This is a genomic window from Dyella nitratireducens (assembly GCF_014642835.1).
GTDB lineage: Bacteria > Pseudomonadota > Gammaproteobacteria > Xanthomonadales > Rhodanobacteraceae > Dyella_B > Dyella_B nitratireducens.
In genome coordinates this window covers 665,047-685,572 of the sequence record NZ_BMJA01000001.1, presented here as the reverse complement: position 1 = coordinate 685,572, position 20,526 = coordinate 665,047, and the positions used below count along the sequence as shown (strand labels likewise).

At 61.8% G+C, this 20,526-nt stretch carries 18 protein-coding genes; 7 read left to right on the top strand and 11 right to left on the bottom strand.

Features of this window, described 5'->3' with window-relative positions:
- Window positions 1-135: 135 nt before the first annotated feature.
- The 6 genes from bamA to pyrH form a co-directional block, all read right to left on the bottom strand.
- Entirely contained in the window at window positions 136-2,571 is a 2,436-nt protein-coding gene (bamA, locus tag IEX75_RS03115) for an outer membrane protein assembly factor BamA (RefSeq protein ID WP_188792789.1), read from the bottom strand.
- Between the two features lie 218 nt (window positions 2,572-2,789).
- Complete coding sequence (gene rseP, locus IEX75_RS03110; RefSeq protein WP_188792788.1) at window positions 2,790-4,142, bottom strand: RIP metalloprotease RseP; 1,353 nt, start codon at window positions 4,140-4,142, stop codon at window positions 2,790-2,792.
- A 188-nt stretch (window positions 4,143-4,330) separates the two neighbouring features.
- On the bottom strand, window positions 4,331-5,158 hold the full coding sequence (locus tag IEX75_RS03105) for a phosphatidate cytidylyltransferase (protein ID WP_188792787.1): 828 nt from the start codon (window positions 5,156-5,158) through the stop codon (window positions 4,331-4,333).
- 166 nt (window positions 5,159-5,324) lie between these two features.
- Window positions 5,325-6,071 carry a polyprenyl diphosphate synthase gene (gene uppS, locus IEX75_RS03100; RefSeq protein ID WP_188792786.1) on the bottom strand — a complete coding sequence of 249 codons (747 nt, stop codon included), beginning with the start codon at window positions 6,069-6,071 and terminating at the stop codon, window positions 5,325-5,327.
- 269 nt (window positions 6,072-6,340) lie between these two features.
- Complete coding sequence (frr, locus tag IEX75_RS03095; RefSeq protein WP_188792785.1) at window positions 6,341-6,898, bottom strand: ribosome recycling factor; 558 nt, start codon at window positions 6,896-6,898, stop codon at window positions 6,341-6,343.
- A gap of 89 nt (window positions 6,899-6,987) precedes the next feature.
- The gene (gene pyrH, locus IEX75_RS03090; RefSeq protein WP_188792784.1) at window positions 6,988-7,710 is read right to left on the bottom strand and encodes a UMP kinase; all 723 of its coding nucleotides are present in this window, start codon (window positions 7,708-7,710) and stop codon (window positions 6,988-6,990) included.
- A 193-nt stretch (window positions 7,711-7,903) separates the two neighbouring features.
- On the opposite strand from pyrH, the gene IEX75_RS03085 reads away from it, so the two are divergent.
- Complete coding sequence (locus IEX75_RS03085; protein ID WP_188792783.1) at window positions 7,904-8,329, top strand: VOC family protein; 426 nt, start codon at window positions 7,904-7,906, stop codon at window positions 8,327-8,329.
- 80 nt (window positions 8,330-8,409) lie between these two features.
- Here IEX75_RS03085 and tsf read toward each other — a convergent pair whose 3' ends face one another.
- On the bottom strand, window positions 8,410-9,291 hold the full coding sequence (tsf, locus tag IEX75_RS03080; RefSeq protein WP_188792782.1) for a translation elongation factor Ts: 882 nt from the start codon (window positions 9,289-9,291) through the stop codon (window positions 8,410-8,412).
- 55 nt (window positions 9,292-9,346) lie between these two features.
- Window positions 9,347-10,252, bottom strand: a complete 906-nt coding sequence (gene rpsB / locus IEX75_RS03075) for a 30S ribosomal protein S2 (RefSeq protein ID WP_188792781.1) — start codon at window positions 10,250-10,252, stop codon at window positions 9,347-9,349.
- A 311-nt stretch (window positions 10,253-10,563) separates the two neighbouring features.
- Between rpsB and map the strand changes: the two genes are divergently transcribed.
- The 6 genes from map to dapE all read left to right on the top strand — a co-directional run bounded on the left by map (window position 10,564) and on the right by dapE (window position 17,114).
- Window positions 10,564-11,328 (top strand): type I methionyl aminopeptidase, encoded by a 765-nt coding sequence (gene map / locus IEX75_RS03070; protein WP_188792780.1) that lies wholly within the window; start codon window positions 10,564-10,566, stop codon window positions 11,326-11,328.
- A 106-nt stretch (window positions 11,329-11,434) separates the two neighbouring features.
- A complete protein-coding gene (glnD, locus tag IEX75_RS03065; protein WP_188792779.1) occupies window positions 11,435-14,083 on the top strand; it encodes a [protein-PII] uridylyltransferase in 2,649 nt (882 codons plus the stop codon).
- Between the two features lie 132 nt (window positions 14,084-14,215).
- Window positions 14,216-14,689 carry a PepSY domain-containing protein gene (locus tag IEX75_RS03060; protein WP_188792778.1) on the top strand — a complete coding sequence of 158 codons (474 nt, stop codon included), beginning with the start codon at window positions 14,216-14,218 and terminating at the stop codon, window positions 14,687-14,689.
- Between the two features lie 68 nt (window positions 14,690-14,757).
- The gene (gene dapD / locus IEX75_RS03055) at window positions 14,758-15,585 is read left to right on the top strand and encodes a 2,3,4,5-tetrahydropyridine-2,6-dicarboxylate N-succinyltransferase (RefSeq protein WP_188792777.1); all 828 of its coding nucleotides are present in this window, start codon (window positions 14,758-14,760) and stop codon (window positions 15,583-15,585) included.
- Complete coding sequence (locus IEX75_RS03050; protein WP_188792776.1) at window positions 15,585-15,950, top strand: Spx/MgsR family RNA polymerase-binding regulatory protein; 366 nt, start codon at window positions 15,585-15,587, stop codon at window positions 15,948-15,950. Before dapD ends, IEX75_RS03050 begins: the two co-directional genes overlap by 1 nt.
- 3 nt (window positions 15,951-15,953) lie before the next feature.
- On the top strand, window positions 15,954-17,114 hold the full coding sequence (gene dapE / locus IEX75_RS03045) for a succinyl-diaminopimelate desuccinylase (RefSeq protein ID WP_188792775.1): 1,161 nt from the start codon (window positions 15,954-15,956) through the stop codon (window positions 17,112-17,114).
- Window positions 17,115-17,152: 38 nt separating this feature from the next.
- Here the strand turns inward: dapE and IEX75_RS03040 are convergent, their stop codons facing one another.
- Genes IEX75_RS03040 through IEX75_RS03030 form a run of 3 tightly spaced genes read right to left on the bottom strand, consistent with a single transcriptional unit; the run spans window position 17,153 to window position 20,503 of the window.
- Window positions 17,153-17,305: a hypothetical protein gene (locus IEX75_RS03040; protein WP_188792774.1), complete on the bottom strand. Its 153-nt coding sequence runs from the start codon at window positions 17,303-17,305 to the stop codon at window positions 17,153-17,155.
- Window positions 17,286-19,694 carry a penicillin acylase family protein gene (locus IEX75_RS03035; RefSeq protein WP_188792773.1) on the bottom strand — a complete coding sequence of 803 codons (2,409 nt, stop codon included), beginning with the start codon at window positions 19,692-19,694 and terminating at the stop codon, window positions 17,286-17,288. Before IEX75_RS03035 ends, IEX75_RS03040 begins: the two co-directional genes overlap by 20 nt.
- Complete coding sequence (locus IEX75_RS03030) at window positions 19,691-20,503, bottom strand: phosphodiester glycosidase family protein (protein WP_188794299.1); 813 nt, start codon at window positions 20,501-20,503, stop codon at window positions 19,691-19,693. Before IEX75_RS03030 ends, IEX75_RS03035 begins: the two co-directional genes overlap by 4 nt.
- Window positions 20,504-20,526: the final 23 nt, after the last annotated feature.

Genomic DNA, 20,526 nt, shown 5'->3' with positions numbered 1-20,526 from the left:
GGCTCCAGGCAACCGCCGCATTGTAGGGGGCGGTCCCCGCGGCATGCATCATTTTGCGATTCGGGGGAATCCGCGGGCTATAAAAGAAAGCGCGGCCAGGCCGCGCTTTCTTTGGATATTCCCTTGCGGGCTGCCTTAGAACTGGCTGCCGAAGGTGAACTGGATACGTTCCTCGTACTGGCTGTCGCCGGGTTGTGTGCGGAAGGGCATGCCCAGGCTGATGATCAGCGGGCCGATCGGTGCCTGCCAGTGCAGCGAGACACCGGCCGACGCGTCCAGCGTCTTGGTGCTGAAGCTCTGGATGTTCTGATAGGCCTGACCCACGTCCATGAACAACGATACGCGTGCGGTATTGATGTCCTTGAGGAACGGCAGCGGCAGGTAAATCTCCGCCGTGCCCAATACCTTGAACGCGCCGCCGATTGGCTGCGCATAGCTGTAGGTACTGTTGGGGCAGTAGCCGGTGTTGTACGGCTTGATGGGCAAGCCAGTGGAGGTGTCGCCAGCGCAGGCACGCGGACCAAGGGTGTTGTCCTGGAAGCCGCGCAAGTCGGTCACGCCGCCGGCGTAGAAGTTCATCCAGAACGGGAAGGTGACCTTGTCGCCGGCCTTGTAGCCGTACTGGCCATTGGAGGCGGTGTAGTCGGCCGTCGTGTTCTGGAATTTCTGCGTGCCGTAGGTATCGCCGTAGGCCACCTTGCCGTCCAGGTACAGCACGAAGCCTTTCCAGAGCGGCCAGTAGTGGTTGGCTTCGCCGTTGAAGGTCCAGTACTGCACGGTGGAGCCAGGCAGTGCCACGTTCACGCCCGCTGTGATCTGGCCACCGTGTGTAGGCGCCCAGTACGAGTTGCGCGTGTCGTGGATCCAGCCCACCGAGCCCGTCCAGGTGTGGATCGTCTCATGGCCCAGCGCGTTGATGTAGTCGATCAGTACCTGCGGGGTATAGCCCTCGTAGGTGTTGATCTTGGTGCTGCCGATACCGAGGCTGCCGCTCAGGCGATCGAAGTCGGTGATCGGAATGCCAATGGTCGTGGAGAACGACTTGGTGCTGTTGGAATAGCTGGCGTACTGGCTACCCAGGCTGCTGTAGTCGGCCTTCGAGAAGGTGGCGTTGTAGCCGATACTGACGCCGTTTTCGGTCAGGTACGGGTTTACATAACCCGCGTTGATCGAGGTGAGGTAATCGCTGCGCTCTGCGCCGATGGAGAACTGGTCGCCGGTGCCGAGGAAGTTCTTCTGCGACACCGAGGAGGACAGGATGATGCCCGAGTACTGCGAATAACCCACGCCGAAGGTGAGGCTGCCGGCGGACTGTTCTTCCACCTTCACCGTCAGGTCGACTTCGTCATCGCTGCCGGGCACGGTTTGCTTGTCGATGGTAACGGTCTTGAAGTAGCCCAGCTGCTGCAGGCGGATCTTCGAGCGGTCGATCGCCGCCTGCGAATACCACGCGCCTTCGAGCTGGCGCATTTCACGGCGCAGCACATCGTCTTCCGTGCGGGTGTTGCCCTGGAAGATCACACGGCGCACATACACACGCGGACCCGGCTGGATGTACCAGGTCACGTCCACGGTCTTCTTGTCTTTATCGAGCTTGGGCACCGAGTTGACCTTGGCAAAGGCGTAGCCAATGTTGGCCAGCAATGCCTTGATCGAGTCGGAGGTCGCTTCGATGGCGCGGCGGTTGAACAGGTCGCCGTCCTTCACGAATACCAGCTTGCGCAGCGTGTCTTCGGGCAGGATGAGCTGGCCGAGCAGGTGCGTGCCGGAGATGTGGTAGATGTCGCCCTGGATCACGTCGGCAGCGATGTACATCGCGCGCTTGTCGGGTGCAATGGTGACCTGGGTGGAATCGATGCCGAAGTCGGCATAGCCGCGATCCATGTAGTAGGACTGCAGCTTCTTCAGGTCACCCGAGAGCTTGTCCTGGGAGTACTGGTCGTTCTTCGAATACCACGACAGCAAGTTGGTCGTGCCGGTTTCGAAGTTCTGCTCGATTTCCTTGTCGGTGAACGCCGTGTTGCCGACGATGTTCACTTCCTTGACCTTGGCGACCTTGCCCTCGCGGATCTCGATGTCGATGGACACGCGGTTGCGATCGAGCGTCGTCACGTGCGGGATTACCGAAACGTTGTACTTGCCGCGGTTGTAGTACTGGCGGATCAGCTCCTGCTGCACGCGGTCCAGCGCCAGGCGGTCGAAGGTTTCGCCTTCGGACAAGCCGATTTCCTTCAGGCCCTTCTTCAGGTCGTCAGTCTTGATATCGCTGTTGCCGCGGATCGACAGCTTGGCGATCGACGGACGTTCGGTGACCTTGATCACCAGGATGCTGCCATCGCGCTCCAGTTCCACGTCGCTGAAGAACTTGGTGCCATACAACGCACGGATCGCCTGCTGGGCTTCCTCGGTGGTAAGGCGATCCCCCTTGTTGATCTGCAGGTAATTGAACACGGTACCCGCAGAAATGCGGTTCAGGCCCTCAATTCGGATGTCGGAAACGACAAAGGGTTCCAGCGCGAATGCGCTGGTGGATAGGCTGGCAAGCAGGATCAGGGCGGCGATACGCTTCATCGTCGATTCCGTTGTGTTATTCGGACGGGGCGGTCATGCGGCCGCCCCGCTGCATTTTTTCCAAAGCCGGCATCATCCCGGCCCCATGTTGTTCCCCACTTGCGCGGGCATGGCCGGCGAAAAAACACCGGGTGCCGCGCAGGACGCGAGGTTTGCCACGCGATAGGACAATCGCGGCCAGCCACTCAACCAGAGGTTGCAGGCGGCGCGCATCCGTCTCACGAGGGCAGGATGATGCGATGGATGTCGTTGTAGAACGCCAACCCCATCAGCGTGAACAGCAAGGCGATGCCCACGTACTGGCCCGCGATCATGGTCCGTTCGCTGACCGGGCTGCCTTTGATCAGCTCGATAAGGTAATACAGCAGATGGCCGCCATCCAAGACCGGGATGGGCAGCAAGTTGATGATGGCCAGGCTAAGCGACACCAGGCCGAGGAATTCCAGGAAGCGATCCAGCCCCATCTGCGCTGCCGCGTTGGCGACCTGCGCGATGCCGATGACGCCGGAAATGTTTTTCGTCGACGCCTCGCCGGTGATCATCTTGCCGACCATGCTGAAGGTGTCGGTGGTGCGCTGCCAGGTGAGGGCGAGCGACTCGACCAGGGCCTTGGCCGGACCGTAATGCTGGACGGCGATTTTAGCGGCCGGGCTGGTGATGCCGATGATCCACTGCGGCGGCTGACCCCGTTCCGATTTCATCTGTGCCGTGACGGTGAAGCTCATAGGCTTGCCATCACGTTCGATGTCCACAGAGAGACGCGGTGATTTCACCGCGGCGGCCTTGACCAGCGTACCGATGTCGTTGAAATCGTCCTTCACTGCCGTGCCGTTGATGCGCAGGATGCGATCACCGGCCTGCAAGCCGGCCAGCGCGGCAGGATCACCGGGTTCCACGGTGGCCGCGACTGGCGGTGCCGGTGCCAGTTCCAGACCCAGCTTGTCCAGGTATTGCCCCACGTCTTCGCCAGGCGGCAGGCGATTGAGCGGCAGCACCAGCGAACGCTGCGCACCGTCCGCACCGAGCACGGTAACCGCCAGCGGTGTCCGGCCTAGCAGTGCGTTGGCGATGACGTCGTACGAGCCGCTCCAGGTCGTGACGGGTTCTCCACCCACCGTCAACAAGCGATCACCCGCATGGATGCCCGCCTCGGCGGCCAGGCTTTGCGGCGCGGCGGTGACGATCGGCGCGTAGTCCGTGCGTCCCAGCACGAACATCAACCAGAACGCGGCGACAGTGAAGATGATATTGAAGCCCGGGCCCGCGGCCACGATGGCAATGCGCTTCCACAGCGACTGGGCGGTAAATTCCTGATGACGTTCCGCGGGATCGACGTCACCCTCGCGGGCGTCGAGCATTTTGACGTAGCCGCCCAGCGGGATGGCGGCGATTTGGTATTCGGTGCCGTCGCGGCCGATGCGTTTCCATATCGCGCGGCCGAAGCCGACCGAGAAGCGCAGCACTTTCACACCACAGCGGCGAGCGACCCAGTAGTGTCCGAATTCGTGAAAGGTCACCAGCACGCCGAGCGTGACCAGTAACCAGAACACCGAGCCGAAAAAGGGATTCATCAAAGCAGGTACGTCTTCTTAGGAACTCAAAGCTTATCAGCAAGCGTTGCGAAGTACCCGCCGGACGGCCAGGAAGGCTGCACGGCGGCGTACGCTCGGGATTGGGATATCGACCGCGGCCTGCAGCAGCAGTTCCGTTCTTTACGCCTTCCTCTGCTTGCCGGGAAGGGAGGCGGGTGTGGCATGCCTCAAAGCCCCAGCAAGAGCTTCCCCAACGCAAACACCGGCAAGGCCGCGAATACGCTGTCCAGGCGATCCAGCAGCCCTCCATGGCCCGGGAAAAGGGCACCGGAGTCTTTCACGTTTGCATGGCGTTTCATCAGGCTTTCCAGCAGGTCGCCGATGATCGAGCTGGCAACCGTCACGATGGTGACGACGATCAGGCCCAGCAAACGCAAGTCGTGCACGCCCAGCAGCCACCCGGCCACGGCGGCTACCAGGGAGCTGGTGGTGAAGGCACCGTACACCCCCACCCAGGTCTTGCCAGGGCTGATTTGCGGCGCCAGCTTGCGCTTGCCCTTGCCGAACCAGCTGCCGGCAAAATAGGCGCCAGTATCGGCGGCCCACACCAGCAACATCGCCAGAAACGTCCACACGTGGCCGTGCGATGGGCTGCCGTGAATGCTCAGGGCGGCCACCCAGGCCGGAAACACGACGAAGGCACCAGCCAACAACTTCAGATTACGATTTTCGGACGTCGGTGCCGCCGCAAACGCGAAGTGGCGCAGCCATACGCACGCCACCAGCCACCACGCCACACCGGCCACGATCAGTGCAGGCCATAGCCACTGCGAGCTTCGCAGTACCCACAGCGCTATGAACACCAACAAGACGAAGCCAAGCAGCACGCCACGCGTAACACGGCTTTTCATGCCGGCCAGTCGCGACCATTCCCAGGCGCCGGCCAGGAAGGCTGCAGCCAGCAGGCAAGCAAACACGCTGGTCGGAGGCAGCAGAATCAGCAGGATCGCCAAGGGAGCGAGGAGCAAAGCGGTAATGACACGCTGTCGCAGCATGGAATGTCCTAGCGGTCCGCGGCGGCTGCGCAGGGACGGGCGCGGCAGTGCGTACCCCTGCCGGCTGGATTCTCATTCAGTTGGCTCTTGGCATGCATGCCGTGGTTACTCCTCGCCCCTTGAGTAGAAGGATTCAGGCCGAGCTGCTGGGTGACTGCAAGCCGGCTCAACGCACCGCTGCCTGGGCGACCTGATCGCCAGTACGGCCGAAGCGGCGTTCGCGACGGGCAAAGTCGTTGATCGCAAGTTGCAGCGAAGCCTGGTTGAAGTCTGGCCACAGCGTCTCAGTGAAATAGAGCTCTGCATAGGCTAACTGCCACAGCAAGAAATTGCTGATGCGATGGTCGCCGCCGGTGCGGATGAACAGGTCCAGTGGCGGCACTTCGGACAGGCTGGTCCAGCGATCGAACGCGGCTTCGTCGATGGCATCCACCGACAGTTCGCCTTGGGCTACCGCCATGGCCACCTTGCGTGCAGCTTGCACGACGTCCCAGCGGCCGCCGTAATTCACGGCGATATTCAAATGCAGCTTGATATTGCCGGCAGTGCGTTCCATCGCATCGACCATGCGCTGGCGCAGCGGCTTGTCGAACGCGCTCAAATCACCGATGAAGCGCAAACGCACACCGTTTTCATCCAGCTCGTCCACTTCCTTGTCCAGCGCACGCATAAAGAGATCCAGCAGCGCGTTGACTTCATCCGGTGGGCGTTGCCAGTTTTCGCTGGAGAAGGCGAACAGCGTCAGTGCTTCCACGCCATGGCGAATACAACCTTCCACAACCTCGCGCACGGCTTTGCGACCGGCGTTGTGGCCGAAGCTACGCGGACGGTGGCGGGTCTTCGCCCAGCGCCCGTTGCCATCCATCACGATGCCGATATGGCGAGGTATGTGTTTGAGGGTGGTCGTCGTCATGGATGGAGAGTAACGGTGGCGGCTACGCCTACTGCGCCGTGAGCCATGCAGAAACCGCATTCGTCAGGGAAAGGCCAGATACCGGCGCCTTTCTGCCCTGTCGCAGCGAGAATGATGGCGGAAGCGCAGTTCACGCGCCTAGTTGGCCCAAAGCCCGTGTCAGGACAGCGGCTGTGCAAGATGGACCCCTCACCCTTCTTTGCTCCTCCGTCAGGCGGTTTGGACGGCGCGTGCCGGTCGTTTGACAGGTCCGGCGTGCGTCGATGGCCTTACATGGACATCAACTCTTCTTCTTTTGCTTTGGCCAGCTTGTCGACTTCCTTGACGAATTGGTCGGTGAGCTTTTGGACTTCTTCGTCCGCCTTGCGCTCCTCGTCCTCGGTGATCTTCTTTTCCTTGAGCAAGTCTTTTACATGCTGTAAGGCATCGCGGCGCACGTTGCGGATGGCAATCTTCGCATTCTCGCCTTCGTGCGACACGTGCTTGGCCAGCTCGCGGCGGCGCTCTTCGGTAAGCGGCGGCATGTTCAGGCGGATGACTGTACCGGCGGTGGTGGGCGTGATGCCGAGGTCCGAAGCCAGCAGGGCCTTCTCGATCGGCGCGACCATGTTCTTTTCGAACGGTGTAATGACAATCGATCGCCCATCGGCCAGGGCAACCGTCGCCACCTGGTTCAGCGGCATGTCCGAGCCGTAGTAAGGCACTTTGATGCCATCAACCAGCGTCGTGCTTGCGCGACCGGTGCGCAGGCGAGACAAGTCGTGCTTGAGGGCATCGATGCTCTTGCCCATGCGGGTCTGGGCGTCGCGTTTGATGTCGTTGAGCATGTGAAATCACCCGATGGCGTGCGAGCCGGCAAGTATAACAGTAACTTCCCGCCCCTCTTCCGAAGGGGGCGGGGGAGCATGGCAGGTAGTCAGCTTGCGTCAACCAGCGTGCCGACCGGCTCGCCGTGCATGATGCGCATCAGGTTGCCCGGTACGGTCATGTCATAGATGCGCAATGGCATGCGATGGTCACGGCATAGGGCGATGGCAGCAGTGTCCATCACTGCCAGTTTGCGTTCGATGACCTGGTCGTAGGTGAGCTGTTCAAACCGTTTGGCGTCGCTGTGTTTGGCCGGGTCAGCCGTGTAGACGCCGTCGACCTTGGTGGCCTTGAGCAGCAGATCGGCACTTACTTCGATGGAGCGTAGCGCGGCGGCCGAGTCGGTAGTGAAGAAGGGATTGCCGGTGCCGGCGGCGAACAGCACGATGCGGCCTTTTTCAATGTGTCGGATGGCGCGGCGGCGGATGAAGTCTTCGGCCACGTCATGGATCTGGATGGCACTCATCACGCGGGCGAAGCCGCCGCGCTTCTCGATGGCATCTTGCATCGCCAGTGCATTCATTACAGTTGCCAGCATGCCCATATGATCGCCGGTAACGCGATCCATGCCGGCTGCCGCCAAGCCCGCGCCGCGGAAGATGTTGCCGCCGCCGATCACCACGCCGATCTGTACGCCAATTTTTTGCACTTCGATGATTTCGTCGGCCAGCCGTCCGATCACCTTGGGGTCGATGCCGTAATCTGCCTCGCCCATCAACGCTTCACCAGAGAGTTTGAGCAGAATGCGTGGGTACTTTAGCGGGTCGCTCATGATGGCTCCGGTTGTGGGGTGAAGGCCGGAAAACGCTGAGGACGTTTCCGGAGCGCTGTCGGGCATTGCGTACAAATGCCTCAAGCAAAACGGCCGCATTGTAGCGGAGGTCGACGCAGACGTCAGCGCGTCATGCTTTTATGCTTCGCAAGCCTCACGAGGTTTCACATTGCACTCACAGCCGGGGTTCGCCATGCACCACACCATTGCCGCCGTTGCATTGCTAGTGCACGACTACGACGAGGCCATTGCGTTCTATACCGGCTGCCTGGATTTCGAATTGATCGAGGACACGCCACTGGGTGGCGGCAAGCGCTGGGTGCTGGTTGCGCCGCCTGGCTCGCACGAAACGCGTCTGCTGCTGGCACGGGCGAGTACGGGTGGCCAGGACGCTTATGTGGGAGAACAGGGTGGTGGGCGTGTGTTTCTGTTCCTGCACGTTGACGATTTCTATGCGCGCTATGAAGCGATGCGTTCGCGTGGCGTGCGTTTTCTGGAACTGCCGCGCGAAGAACCGTACGGCATCGTGGCGGTGTTCGAAGATTTATACGGCAACAAGTGGGATCTGCTGCAGCCGCGCGTCAAACCAGCGCCTGCTCCATGGCGGGGAGCGAGTTAGACGTTGCGGGTTGAGGCGAGGGTCGCAACAAAAAGGCCGCGGTTCCCCGCGGCCTTTTCATTCAGACGAAGTGTGGCGATTTACGCCAGGCCCGCCTGCTTCATCACTTCAGCGGCGAAGTCCTCTTCCACCTTCTCGATGCCTTCGCCAACGGCCAGGCGTGCCACCGACACTACGTCAGCGCCTTCCTTCTTCAGCGCATCGGCGACGGTGACATTGGTGTCCAGCACGTAGGCCTGACCAAGCAGGGTGACTTCGGAAATGATCTTGGCGACCTTGCCGCTGACGATCTTTTCCAGGATGTCGGCCGGCTTGTTCTTTTCCTTGTCAGACATCTGGCTCAGCGCGATGTCCTTTTCCTTCGCCAGGAAATCGGCCGGCACGTCGTCGGCACGCACGAACTGCGGATTCATCGCAGCCACATGCATGGCGATGCCCTTGGCCAGCTCGTCAGAGCCACCCTTCAACGCCACTAGCACGCCGATGCGGCCGCCGTGCAGGTAGCTGGCGATCACGCCGTTGTTGGCTACGTGCGCCATGCGGCGAACCTGGATGTTCTCGCCGATGGTGGCGACCAGTGCCTTGGAGGCTTCTTCGATCGTGCCACCGTCCGGATAGGCGGCCGCCTTCAGTGCGTCAACGTCCTTTGCACCGGACTTCAGCGCGATCTCGGCGACGTTGTCGCTGAACTTCACGAAGTCGGGGTTCTTGGTGACGAAGTCGGTTTCGCAGTTCACTTCAACCAGCACGGCATTGCCGTTGGCCTGGGCGGCGACGATGCGGCCTTCGGCAGCGACGCGGCCAGCCTTCTTGTCGGCCTTGGCGAGGCCCGACTTGCGCAGCCATTCCATGGCGACTTCGATGTCGCCATTGTTTTCGACCAGCGCCTTCTTGCATTCCATCATGCCGGCACCGGAACGCTCGCGGAGTTCCTTGACCAGTTGGGCGGAAATAGTGCTCATGGGATCCTCGGAAACTTGGGATGCCGGACGCGGGTGCGTCCGGCATGTTTAAGACTTAGTCGGCGTCGGCAGCATCGTGCTGCGTGCGGCCGCCACGACCACCGCGGTCATTACGACCACCACGGCCGCCGTCACGGTCACCGCGGCCCGAGCCCTTCTTGGCCGGTGCATTGCGGCGTGGCGGAGCGGCACGGCGATCGTCCTCTTCCTTGGCTACCGGGTTGCCTTGCTCGTCCAGTTCGACGAACTCGTTGGCGTCGCCCTGGGCGGCTGCCGGAGCGGCGGCCTTGCCTTCCAGGATCGAATCGGCGGCGGCACGCGCGTAAAGCTGGATGGCGCGGATGGCGTCATCGTTGCCCGGGATGGGGTAGTCCACCAGTTCGGGGTTGTAGTTGGTGTCGACCACGGCGATCACCGGGATGCCGAGCTTCTTGGCTTCCTGCACGGCGATGTTTTCATGGCCGATATCGACCACGAACAGCGCGTCGGGCAGGCGGTTCATGTTCTTGATGCCGCCGAGCGAGTTTTCCAGCTTGGCGCGCTCGCGGCGCAGGGCCAGTACTTCGTGCTTGACCAGTTTCTCGAAGCTGCCGTCGGTTTCGGCGGCTTCCAGCTCCTTCAAGCGGCCAACGGACTGCTTGACGGTGCGGAAGTTGGTGAGCATGCCGCCGAGCCAGCGGGCGGTGACGAAGGGCATGCCGGCACGGGCAGCTTCTTCGGCCAGGGCTTCGCGGGCGGAGCGCTTGGTGCCCACGAACAGCACGGTGCCGCGCTTCTGGGCCAGACCCGACAGGAAGTTCATCGCGTCGGTGAACAGCGGCAGGGTCTTTTCGAGGTTGATGATGTGGATCTTGCCGCGGGCGCCAAAGATGTACGGGGCCATCTTCGGGTTCCAGTAGCGGGTCTGGTGACCAAAATGCACGCCAGCTTCCAACATCTGGCGCATGGTGACTTGAGCCATGGTAGTACTCCTGCAGTGGGCCTTTTTCGAGTGGCCCGGGGGTTGGGACCTCCACGTATCCCCAGCTTCGACCGTAGTGCCCGCGGCTTGGAGAAGGGCAGCTACAGCACCCCGAAGGCGGTGCCGATACGTGTGTGGCATTGGTTGGGCTTGTACCGCATGACGGTTACAATCCCGCTTCGCTTTGCGCCGTGTGGGCCTGAATGGGCCGGAAGCGGTCTGCAAAACCCGGAAATTGTAGCCGGGACCATCGCTTCGCGGCAAGTTGGACTGGTTTTTGGCCAGCTTGCCGCCACATTCACAACGGACCTATGGCAATCACCCTCAAATCTGCCCAAGACCTCGCAGGCATGCGCGTTGCCGGCCAACTGGCGGCCGAAGTGCTGGCCATGCTCAAAGAGCACGTGAAACCCGGTGTCACCACCGAGGACCTGGATCGGCTTGCGTACGAGCACATTGTTAACGTGCAGAAGGCGATCCCGGCCAACGTGGGCTACCACGGCTTTCCCAAGACGCTGTGCACCTCGGTCAACCACGTGATCTGCCACGGCATCCCCACCCCCGGCAAGGTGCTGAAGGACGGCGACATCATCAATCTGGACGTCACCGTCATCAAGGACGGCTGGCACGGCGACACCAGCCGCATGTACTACGTAGGTGCGCCCGGTGTGCTGGCCAAGCGCCTGGTGGAGAACACTTATGAGTCGATGATGCGCGGCATCCAGGCCGTGCGGCCCGGCGCCACCTTGGGTGACGTGGGGCATGCGATCCAGAAGCATGCAGAGGCCGCGGGCTTCTCGGTGGTGCGTGAATATTGCGGCCACGGCATCGGCAAGGTCTATCACGACGAACCGCAGGTGTTGCATTACGGCAAGCCCGGTACGGGCGTGGTGCTGCAGAAGGGCATGACATTCACGGTCGAGCCGATGATCAATGCTGGCAAGCCACAGACCAAACAGCTGCCCGACGGCTGGACGGTGGTCACCAAGGATCATTCGCTGTCGGCGCAATGGGAGCACACCATTGCGGTGACGGACGACGGGTTTGAGATTCTGACCCCCTGGCCGGATGCCTGATTGAAGTCGCAGGTTGGGGTGCAAACCCCAACATTGCCATGCCGATCTGGATGATGATGTAGGGGTTTGCACCAACTTACACACAGAATCATCACTTCGGCGAACCATGACCTCGTCCGCTGTTCCTCTTCCTCCCTTACCGCGACTCCCGGTCGCAGTCCCCCGCTCAGGCGTCTCCACCGAGGCACGCAGTGCGCTGCGTCAACTGCTCGGCGACCTCGATCGCACCATCACCATCGCCTTCCGCGATGGTGCCGATGCCACCGCACTCGCACAGCGGCGTGGCGAATCGGTGACACGCATCGTGGCGCATGTGTGGATGGCCTGCCTGGGCGAAGTAAACGATGCAGCGTTGTTCGCCATCGGCGGTTTCGGGCGCGGCCTGTTGTTTCCCTACTCGGACATCGATCTGCTGGCGCTGGTGCAGCACGCCGATTCATCACGCTTGCGCGCGCTGGAGCAATGCTTCGCAACGTTCTGGGACATTGGCCTGAAAGTCGGCCATGCCGTGCGCGACCCTGCGCAATGCAAGACGCTGGCTGCGGCGGAAGCCAGCGTGTTCACCAGTTTGCTCGACGCACGCCGCCTGGCCGGCGATCCCTCGCTCGACACAAGCCTGCGCGCCATCGTCGAAGCGCCTGACATGTGGCCGCCGCGGGCTTATCTGCAAGCGCGCCTAGCCGAGCGCAATGCGCGCCACGCGCGCTTCGACGACACCGCCTACAACCTCGAACCCAATCTCAAAGATGGTCCCGGCGGATTGCGCACGCTGGATTCGTTGCGCTGGCTTGGCATGCGCCTGGCGCATGCGCCGGACTTTCCGGACATGGTCACCGAAGGTCTGCTCGATCCCGCCGAATGCGACACCTTGCTGCATGCCGAGGCCACGCTGCGACGCTATCGCTTTGCTTTGCATCTGGAGGCAGGGCGGCCGGAAGAACGCCTTCTGTTCGATTATCAGCGCGCCCTGGCGGCGCGCCTCGGCTTTGAAGACGAGCACGAAAAAAACCTCGGCGTCGAACAATTCATGCAGGGCTACTACCGCGCCGCCAGTCAGGTGGAGCGCTTAGGGATGCAGATCGCTGAACGTTTCGTGGAAATGCTGGAGCCGCCGAGCGAGCCACAAGCGGTGGGCGAGGATTTCATTCGCTACGGCGCGCGCATGGCGGTGCGCGATCCGGACCTGTTCACGCATCGCCCGGCGGCGCTGGTGGACATCTTCATCGCGCGGCTCGATCAGAAGGGTGTGATCGGCTTTACCGCTGACGCGATGCGTCGCATCCATCAGGCCACGGCGGCGATGGGTGCGCAACTCGCCGACGATCCGAAAGTGCTCGCTTCCTTCCTGCAATTGCTGCGGCATGGCGCGCCGGCGGTGGATGCGTTGTGGCGCATGAATCGCCACGGTCTGCTGGCGGCGATCCTGCCTGCGTTCGGCAAAGTATTCGGCCGTATGCAATACGACCTGTTCCATGTGTACACGGTGGACGAGCACACGCTGCGCGTCCTGCGCAACGTCGCGCGCTTTGCTGATCCGGCGACACAAGCGGAATTTCCGCTGGCATGCGAAGTATGGTCGACGCTACCCAAGCCCGAAGTGCTGCTGCTGGCTGCGCTGTTTCATGACATCGCCAAGGGGCGTGGCGGCGATCATTCGGTATTGGGCGAGGAGGACGCGCGCGCGTTCGGCAAGAAGCTGGGTTTGCCGGATGAGGACATTGAACGTGTCGCGTGGCTGGTGCGCTGGCATCTGTTGATGAGCACCACCGCGCAGCGCCAGGACATCACCGACCCCGACGTGGTGCACCGTTTTGCCGAGACCGTCGGTGGACGCGAGCGACTAGGGCAGCTTTATCTGCTCACCATTGCCGACATCATCGGCACCAGTCCGCGGTTGTGGAACGCCTGGAAGGACCGCCTGCTCGCGGACCTCTATACCGCCACACGCTATGCCTTGCGCCGCGATGCCAAGCCGTCGTCCGGCGCCGCCGCGCGTGCACAGGCATGCCGCGAGCAGGCCATGGCCATGCTGGTTGCGGATGGCAACGATCAGACCACGGTGGCGCAGCTTTGGGACAGCTTCCCGATGGTGAGCTTCCTGCGCCACCGGCCGGAGCAGATCGCCTGGCAGACGTCGCAGATTCTCGAGGGGCAGGGCAAACTGCCGCTGATTGCGGTGAATCCGCTGTCGGTGCGTGGTGGTACCGAACTGTTCGTCTATGCGCCCGATCGCGATGGACTGTTCGCGAACGTGACTGCCATGCTCGATCGCCTGCATTTCTCGGTGATGGAAGCCCGCGTGCTCAGCTCGCCGGATGGCAAGGCGATGGATACTTTCCTGCTGTTGGAAGCGGAAACGCAAAAGCCTGCGAGCTCTGAGCGCGCGGAAGAATTGCAGCAGCGGCTGCACCGCGCCTTGTCGCAGTCGGCACCGATCATGCCGTCACGGCGTAGCATGTCGCGGCATCTGAAGCATTTCCAGATGACGCCGCGCATCGACTTCAAGCAGTCGGACGGCCGTACGCAGATGGCACTTGTCTGCAGCGACCGCCCTGGTTTGCTTGCCGCCGTCACGCAAGTGCTGATGGCCTGCGAGGTGCGCGTCCATGACGCCCGCATCGCCACCTTCGGCGAGCGCGTGGAAGACTTTTTTCAGCTTACCGATCGCCGCAATGCGCCGCTGAGCGAGACACAGCAACAGCGTTTGTGGCAGGCTTTGCGGGAGCGGATCGGACCACAGAGCTTGTCCGCATAGCCCAGGCACAGCCGTACCACCCAACGCTATGCAAGCTCGCAAGGGATGATTTTCCGCCAGGCCGCATCAGCGGCCATCGTCAATCACCTTTTTCTCATTTGGCTAAAACCTGCCACATAAGGCTGTGCCCTCATGTCTGCATCTCATACCTTTCTCAAACTTGCCCGGCAACTTCATCTCTACATCGGCGTGTTCATCGCCCCTGCCGTGCTGTTCTTTGCATTCACCGGCGGCTTGCAGGTATTCGGCCTGCACGAAGCCTCCCACGACAGCGACTACAAGCCACCGGCATGGCTGGCGGTGGCCGCGCAATTGCACAAGAAGCAAACGGACGTGTTGCCTCAGCGGCGCGCGCGTCCGATGGAGGGTGGTCAGTCTGCTGCATCACCCATGCCGGTGGCGGTTGCGGCACAGCCGAACAAACCGGCGGCACCCGTTCGGCATCCGCTGCCGTTGAAGATTTTCTCGGCCTTCGTATCGCTGGGCTTGTTTGTGTCGACCTTGCTTGGCCTCTATATGGCCTATCGCTATACACGAAAGCATGTCGTGATAAGCGTGCTGCTGGCGGCGGGCGTGATATGCCCGATCGTACTTGCGCTAATTTGAGGTCTTGCGCGTCATCCACGGGCAAGTAGTTGTAATCTTCATGGTCGACCCGAACACGAGTCTTGCTCATGCAGTTCATCGAAAACCTTATCAACGACGCCTTCGAACGCCGCAACGACCTCACTCAGACCGAGATCGAGGCCCACCTGCGCCCTGCACTCACGCAAGTGATGGATCTGCTCGAATCGGGTGAGCAGCGCGTTGCCGCACCCGATGGCCAAGGCGGCTGGGCCGTCAACCAGTGGTTGAAGAAAGCGGTGCTGCTGTATTTCCGCATCAATGGCAATCGCGTGGTGGATGGCGGTCCGGCCATGGCCTTCGACAAAGTGCCGCTGCGTTTCCAGCATGGCAACGATTCGGAACTGGAAACGCTTGGTGCTCGTGTAGTGCCCGGTGCGCTGGTGCGCCGTGGCGCGCACATCGCCAAGGACGCGGTGCTGATGCCCAGTTACGTGAACATTGGTGCTTACGTCGGCTCTGGCACGATGGTCGATACCTGGGCTACCGTCGGTTCATGCGCGCAGATCGGTGCGGGCGTACATCTTTCCGGTGGTGTCGGTATTGGTGGCGTACTGGAGCCGCTCCAGGCCAATCCCACCATCATCGAAGACAACTGCTTCATCGGTGCGCGTTCCGAAGTGGTGGAAGGCGTCGTCGTGGAGCGTGGCAGTGTGATCGGCATGGGCGTGTTTCTTGGCCAATCCACACGCATCTACAACCGCGCCACGGGTGAAGTCAGCTACGGCCGCGTACCTGCAGGCAGCGTGGTGGTTGCCGGTAATTTGCCGGCGAAAGATGGTAGCCACAGTTTGTACGCCGCGATCATCGTCAAGCAGGTTGACGAGAAAACGCGCAGCAAGACTGGCATCAACGAACTGCTGCGGAGCGGCGAGTGATGACCCAGTCAAACCTCACACTCTATGGCCTCTCCAACTGCGACACCTGCAAGAAGGCGCGCAACTGGCTCACACGCTTCGACGTTGCGCATGAGTTCGTGGACTACCGCGCCAATCCCGTACCGCCAGCCACGTTGAAGGCATGGGCACAGCAATTGGGCGGCTGGGAAAAGCTGGTCAACAAATCAGGCACCACCTGGCGCAACCTGCTGCCGCAACGCAAGAATCCCGGCACGGATTCAGAGTGGACCTTGCTGTTGAAGGAATATCCGGCACTTGTCCGTCGTCCCGTCGTGGTACAGCCGGATGGGGCGATGAGCGTAGGATTCACGGATAACGGTTTCAAGAAACTGTTCGGGCGTTGAGCTATGTCTGAGGTATTCGATCTCGCTGTCGACCTTATTCGCCGCCGCTCCATCACGCCGGAGGATGCGGGTTGCCTGCCGGAAATCGGCGCACGCTTGGCGCGTCTCGGTTTCCGTATCGAGCATCTGCGTTATGGCGAGGTGGACAACTTCTGGGCGGTGCATGGCGCAAACAATGCGCCAGGGCAGGGGCCATTGCTGATGTTTCTCGGGCATACCGATGTGGTGCCCAGTGGTCCGGAAGAAGCCTGGCAGAGTCCGCCGTTCGAGCCGACCGTGCGCGATGGACGTCTATACGGCCGCGGTGCGGCTGACATGAAAGGCGGGGTGGCAGCGATGACGGTGGCGCTGGAGCGCTTCGTCACGACGCATCCGGACCACCCCGGCCGCGTGGGGCTGTTGCTCACCAGTGATGAAGAAGGGCCGACCAATGTCGACGGCGTGCGGCGTATTGCGGCGTACTTGCGCGAGATCGGTGAGCACATCGACTGGTGTGTGGTGGGTGAGCCTTCGTCCAAGGAAAAACTCGGCGATCTGATTCGTGTCGGTCGACGCGGTTCCTTGTCGGGAACCTTGACCGTGCGCGGTGTGCAAGGCCATGTGGCGTATCCGGACAAGGCGCTCAATCCCATTCATGCGTTTGCACCGGCATTGGCTGAGCTGGCAGCAGAACGTTGGGATGGTGGCAATGCCGATTTTCCGCCCACCTCATTCCAGGTTTCCAATATTAAGGCCGGTACCGGTGCGACCAATGTCATTCCCGGTTCGCTTATCGCACTGATCAACTTCCGCTACAGCACCGCGAGCACCGCAGAGAATTTGCGCAAACGCGCCGAAGCGATTCTCGCCAAACACGGTCTGGATTACACGCTTGAGTGGACGTTGTCGGGTGAACCGTTTCTGTGTCCCTCAGGGGGACGCTTGCGCGATACCGTGGTGCAGGTATGCCGCGAGCTATGCGGCACGGAGCCGGAACAAAGTACGGGCGGTGGCACATCGGATGGCCGCTTCATCGCGCCCATGGGCGCAGAAGTCGTGGAGCTAGGTCCGGTCAACGCCACCATTCACAAGGTGGACGAGTGCATCGATGTGGAGGAACTGGAGCGGCTGCCGGATCTGTATACGGCGATTTGCGAGCGGATGTTGATACGGCCGCTTTGTTGATGTGAGACGGCCTGGAAGGCTGCTCTGAGGTTTGATCTTTAGCGGATCGTCATTCCGGCGAAGGCCGGAATCCATGCTTCGTACTTGCCATGGATTCCGGCCTTCGCCGGAATGACGATCCGCTTCGAAATAGCATTGATGTGCATATGGAGCAATGCCGCACCGGCATCGTTATTGCGGCGACGGCTCAAGTACCAACGTGTACTTTGTCGCACCTGGCAGCAGCGGTGTAGGCCGTCCATGCACCCAGTCTTCGTGACCTGCACCGTAGAACGGCGACAACGGGTTGTCGCTTTGTCCGCCTGGCATTTCCAGAATGCCTTCGTCTTCGTGTCCGGGCGATACGTCCAGGCGTTCGGATGCGCCGGATGCTGGCCGTGCAACGCGCGGCATATTGTTATCCCCAGGCAGTTCGTCTTCCGGCATGTCGAGCCACTGGCCGATAAAGCCGGGCAGGGCGCGTGATAGCGGGTGGCGAATGCCGGCGTGATTCACTTCGCCCCAGGTGCGGGCAGCGAGACCGCCTTGTTGTTTGCCTAGCGTATCGACGACATCGCGCGCTGCCTGCAACAGCAGGCCATGCCAATCATGGTAGGTGGGATCAAGCAGTTGTACCGGCTGTTGCTGGATCAGCATCCACACGGCTGCTTCCTGGTTGCCGGGGCCGGGCCACTCAAAATCCGGAAACCGCCGCTGGATTTGTGCGACGAATGGCGCGAGCACCAACTTATGCACTTCATCGCGGAATGCGTGCACCAATCGGTAATCCACGCTATCCGGCGCGGCCTGGTTGCGCCACGCGGCGGTGAGCTGACGCAACTGGCCGAGCGAGGGATCGTGCGTACCGGCTAGCGTGGCTTGCAGCAACTGCTGCCAGCGGGAAAGGAACTGCGCGTGATCGTCGAGCTGGATATCGAGCAGATTGCCAGGGCCGAAATCCGCGCGGCCGCGCAAGTCATCGCGAATCTGCTGCGCACGCGCGCCAATGTCGTGTCCGCCTTCGCCGAGCAAAGCGTTTTCATCGCCGCCGATGGTGCGGTTGTTGGCTGTCCACAGCCGGCCATCCGCCGGATCTTCGATACGCGGGTATTGCGACGGCGTGGCCCAGCCGGTCCAGCCGGTGTTCGGCTGCGACCAGTCGGCGGGTAGTTGCGGATCGAAACCGGTGCGTAGCGGAATGCTGTTGCCCGCAATGGTCCAGCCGATATGGCCCGCGCTGTCGGCAACCAGGAAATTCTGCGGCGGCATGCCGAAGGTCGTCGCCAGATCCAGCGCAGCGGGAGCGCTGGTGGTGTGCTCGAGCTGCATCAAGGCGAGGTTGTAGGCGCGGGGCAGATCGCCGATCCAGGAGAGTGCCAGCGGCGTGCCGTCGGTATCCTTCGCAAGGATCGGTCCCCAACGCGTGTCTTCCACGTGCAAGGTGTGCGGTGCCGCACCTTTGACGCCGATAATCTCATCGTGCGATTCGATCGTCGCCCAGCCTTCCGGCACTTTGTAACGGTTGGGATCATGCGGATCGCGCTGGACGCGCACCCAATCCATCCAGTCGCCGTAGCTGTTGGTGAAGCCCCAGGCGATCTGCCCGTTCGAACCTGCCACCAGTGCAGGTGTGCCGGGCAGGGTCACGCCAACGACATCGCGCTGCCCTTTCGGCGCAGTGGGATCGGGATAGCGCAGCCGCGCGCGAAACCAGATGTCCGGTACACGCAGACTAAGATGCATGTCGTTGGCGAGCATCGCTGCGCCGGAACGCGAGATATTGCCCGTCACCGCGAAGCTGTTGCTGCCAGGATAGAAGCGATCCACCGAAAGGATCGATGTTTCAGCCAGCTTCACTTGGCCGCCCGGCGTGCCGGCATGGCGCAGATCGAATACATCCGCACCGGGAATAACCGGAGAGGGCGAGGCACCGCCTTGCAGCGGCGCTTCCCAGTTTGGATCGGGTGAGATCAGGAAGTCCACCAGGGGCCCCGGCAGCACGGCGCGCATTTGCGCGATGTGCTGTTCGCGCTCGTTGCGGCCATCGCCATTGAGATCTAGATACATCGCAGCGATCACCAGCATCGTGTCTTCCGAGCGCCAGGGTTCCGGCTTGGCCTTGAGCAGCAGGTACTCCCAGGGTTTCTCGCGCAGGTTTGCAAGGCCGGCGTTCACGCCGTCGCGATAGATATCCAGCGTGTGCTTCTGTTCGGGCGTGAGTGCCGCATAAGCGGCTTCCGCCACGGCGCGCAGACGATGGCGGCGATGATTGAGGTCGGTATCGAGCGCCGCGCCTCCAACCAGTTCCGACAACTCGCCTGCGGCCACGCGTCGCATCAGGTCCATCGGAAAGAACCGTTCCTGCCCGTGCACGTAGCCCAGGGCGTAAGCGACATCGTCACGCGACTGGCCGGTGATGGTGACGGTGCCGAGCGCATCGCGGGCAATGGTGACCGCATGCTGTGGCCCGATCACCCGCTGTTGGCCGTCGAGCTGTGCGCGGCCACAGGCCAGCAACCACCAACCGGTCGCGAACAGGCCGATCGCCACGATAAGGACAAGGATCAACAGCGCGCGGAACCAACGGAAGCGAGGTTTCATTGTTCGGCAAACACCGCGAAGATGCCCGCGTAGGGCTTGACCATGAAGGTGGGAGCGCCGGCATAGCCGGTGCCGTCGATGTAGAACTGCGAAATGGTGCCGTCCAGGTACAGCGCATCCTTGCAGTCGAGCTTGTCACGGAACAACTGCGCAAAGGTATGGAAATTCACCGGCGACTCGCTCACCGCGAATACCACCTGGTAGGGCGTGCGCGCGCAGACGCCGCTGCGCCATTTGTTGCTGGCGGAGTCGTGTACGAACTGGTCGTTGATCTTGCCGTCGATCACCAGCATCGGTCCCGACTGCGTAGCCCAGTCCGCCGGCTTGGCGTCGGCCTTGAAGTCGGTGCTGGTGCGTACGGCGGCATGGCCGTCCCGGTAGACGACGAACACGCCGTTGGGGCGGATCGAGAAATTGCCGGCGGCCGGATTGCCGTGGAACAGATTCAGCGGCACCAGGGTCTTGCCGTTTTCCACGTACAGCCCGAGCGGCGCGTTGGCCTGATCGTAGATGCCGGCGTTGGCTGCGAACATCAGCCGCTTGCCGTTGGCTGCACCCCATTCGCGCAAGCTCTGAATATCGCCGTAGGGCTGTCCGTTATCGGGATTCTTCCAGTGCAGCGTGAGGGCTTCGCGATGCAGATCCAAACTGACCACGGTGAAATCCTGGCCCTGGAAGTTGACCTCGCGACTTTCCATGGGCTGCAACTGACTGCCGCATGCGGCCAACAACACAGGCACCCCCAGCAGGGCGAGCAGGCGAGGCGGCAGGCTGCGACGCAACCGTCGGGTGTGGGTGGACGAGCGCATCTGCAGATGGTCGCTGCCCAGCT

Coding starts and splice junctions, on each gene's coding strand:
- tsf (WP_188792782.1), bottom strand. CDS start 9,291: ATGAGCACTATTTCCGCCCAACTGGTCAAGGAACTCCGCGAGCGTTCC.
- dapE (WP_188792775.1), top strand. CDS start 15,954: ATGTCTGAGGTATTCGATCTCGCTGTCGACCTTATTCGCCGCCGCTCC.
- map (WP_188792780.1), top strand. CDS start 10,564: ATGGCAATCACCCTCAAATCTGCCCAAGACCTCGCAGGCATGCGCGTT.
- rseP (WP_188792788.1), bottom strand. CDS start 4,142: ATGAATCCCTTTTTCGGCTCGGTGTTCTGGTTACTGGTCACGCTCGGC.
- IEX75_RS03030 (WP_188794299.1), bottom strand. CDS start 20,503: ATGCGCTCGTCCACCCACACCCGACGGTTGCGTCGCAGCCTGCCGCCT.
- IEX75_RS03060 (WP_188792778.1), top strand. CDS start 14,216: ATGTCTGCATCTCATACCTTTCTCAAACTTGCCCGGCAACTTCATCTC.
- glnD (WP_188792779.1), top strand. CDS start 11,435: ATGACCTCGTCCGCTGTTCCTCTTCCTCCCTTACCGCGACTCCCGGTC.
- bamA (WP_188792789.1), bottom strand. CDS start 2,571: ATGAAGCGTATCGCCGCCCTGATCCTGCTTGCCAGCCTATCCACCAGC.
- IEX75_RS03105 (WP_188792787.1), bottom strand. CDS start 5,158: ATGCTGCGACAGCGTGTCATTACCGCTTTGCTCCTCGCTCCCTTGGCG.
- pyrH (WP_188792784.1), bottom strand. CDS start 7,710: ATGAGCGACCCGCTAAAGTACCCACGCATTCTGCTCAAACTCTCTGGT.
- IEX75_RS03050 (WP_188792776.1), top strand. CDS start 15,585: ATGACCCAGTCAAACCTCACACTCTATGGCCTCTCCAACTGCGACACC.
- rpsB (WP_188792781.1), bottom strand. CDS start 10,252: ATGGCTCAAGTCACCATGCGCCAGATGTTGGAAGCTGGCGTGCATTTT.
- IEX75_RS03035 (WP_188792773.1), bottom strand. CDS start 19,694: ATGAAACCTCGCTTCCGTTGGTTCCGCGCGCTGTTGATCCTTGTCCTT.
- IEX75_RS03085 (WP_188792783.1), top strand. CDS start 7,904: ATGCACCACACCATTGCCGCCGTTGCATTGCTAGTGCACGACTACGAC.
- uppS (WP_188792786.1), bottom strand. CDS start 6,071: ATGACGACGACCACCCTCAAACACATACCTCGCCATATCGGCATCGTG.
- frr (WP_188792785.1), bottom strand. CDS start 6,898: ATGCTCAACGACATCAAACGCGACGCCCAGACCCGCATGGGCAAGAGC.
- dapD (WP_188792777.1), top strand. CDS start 14,758: ATGCAGTTCATCGAAAACCTTATCAACGACGCCTTCGAACGCCGCAAC.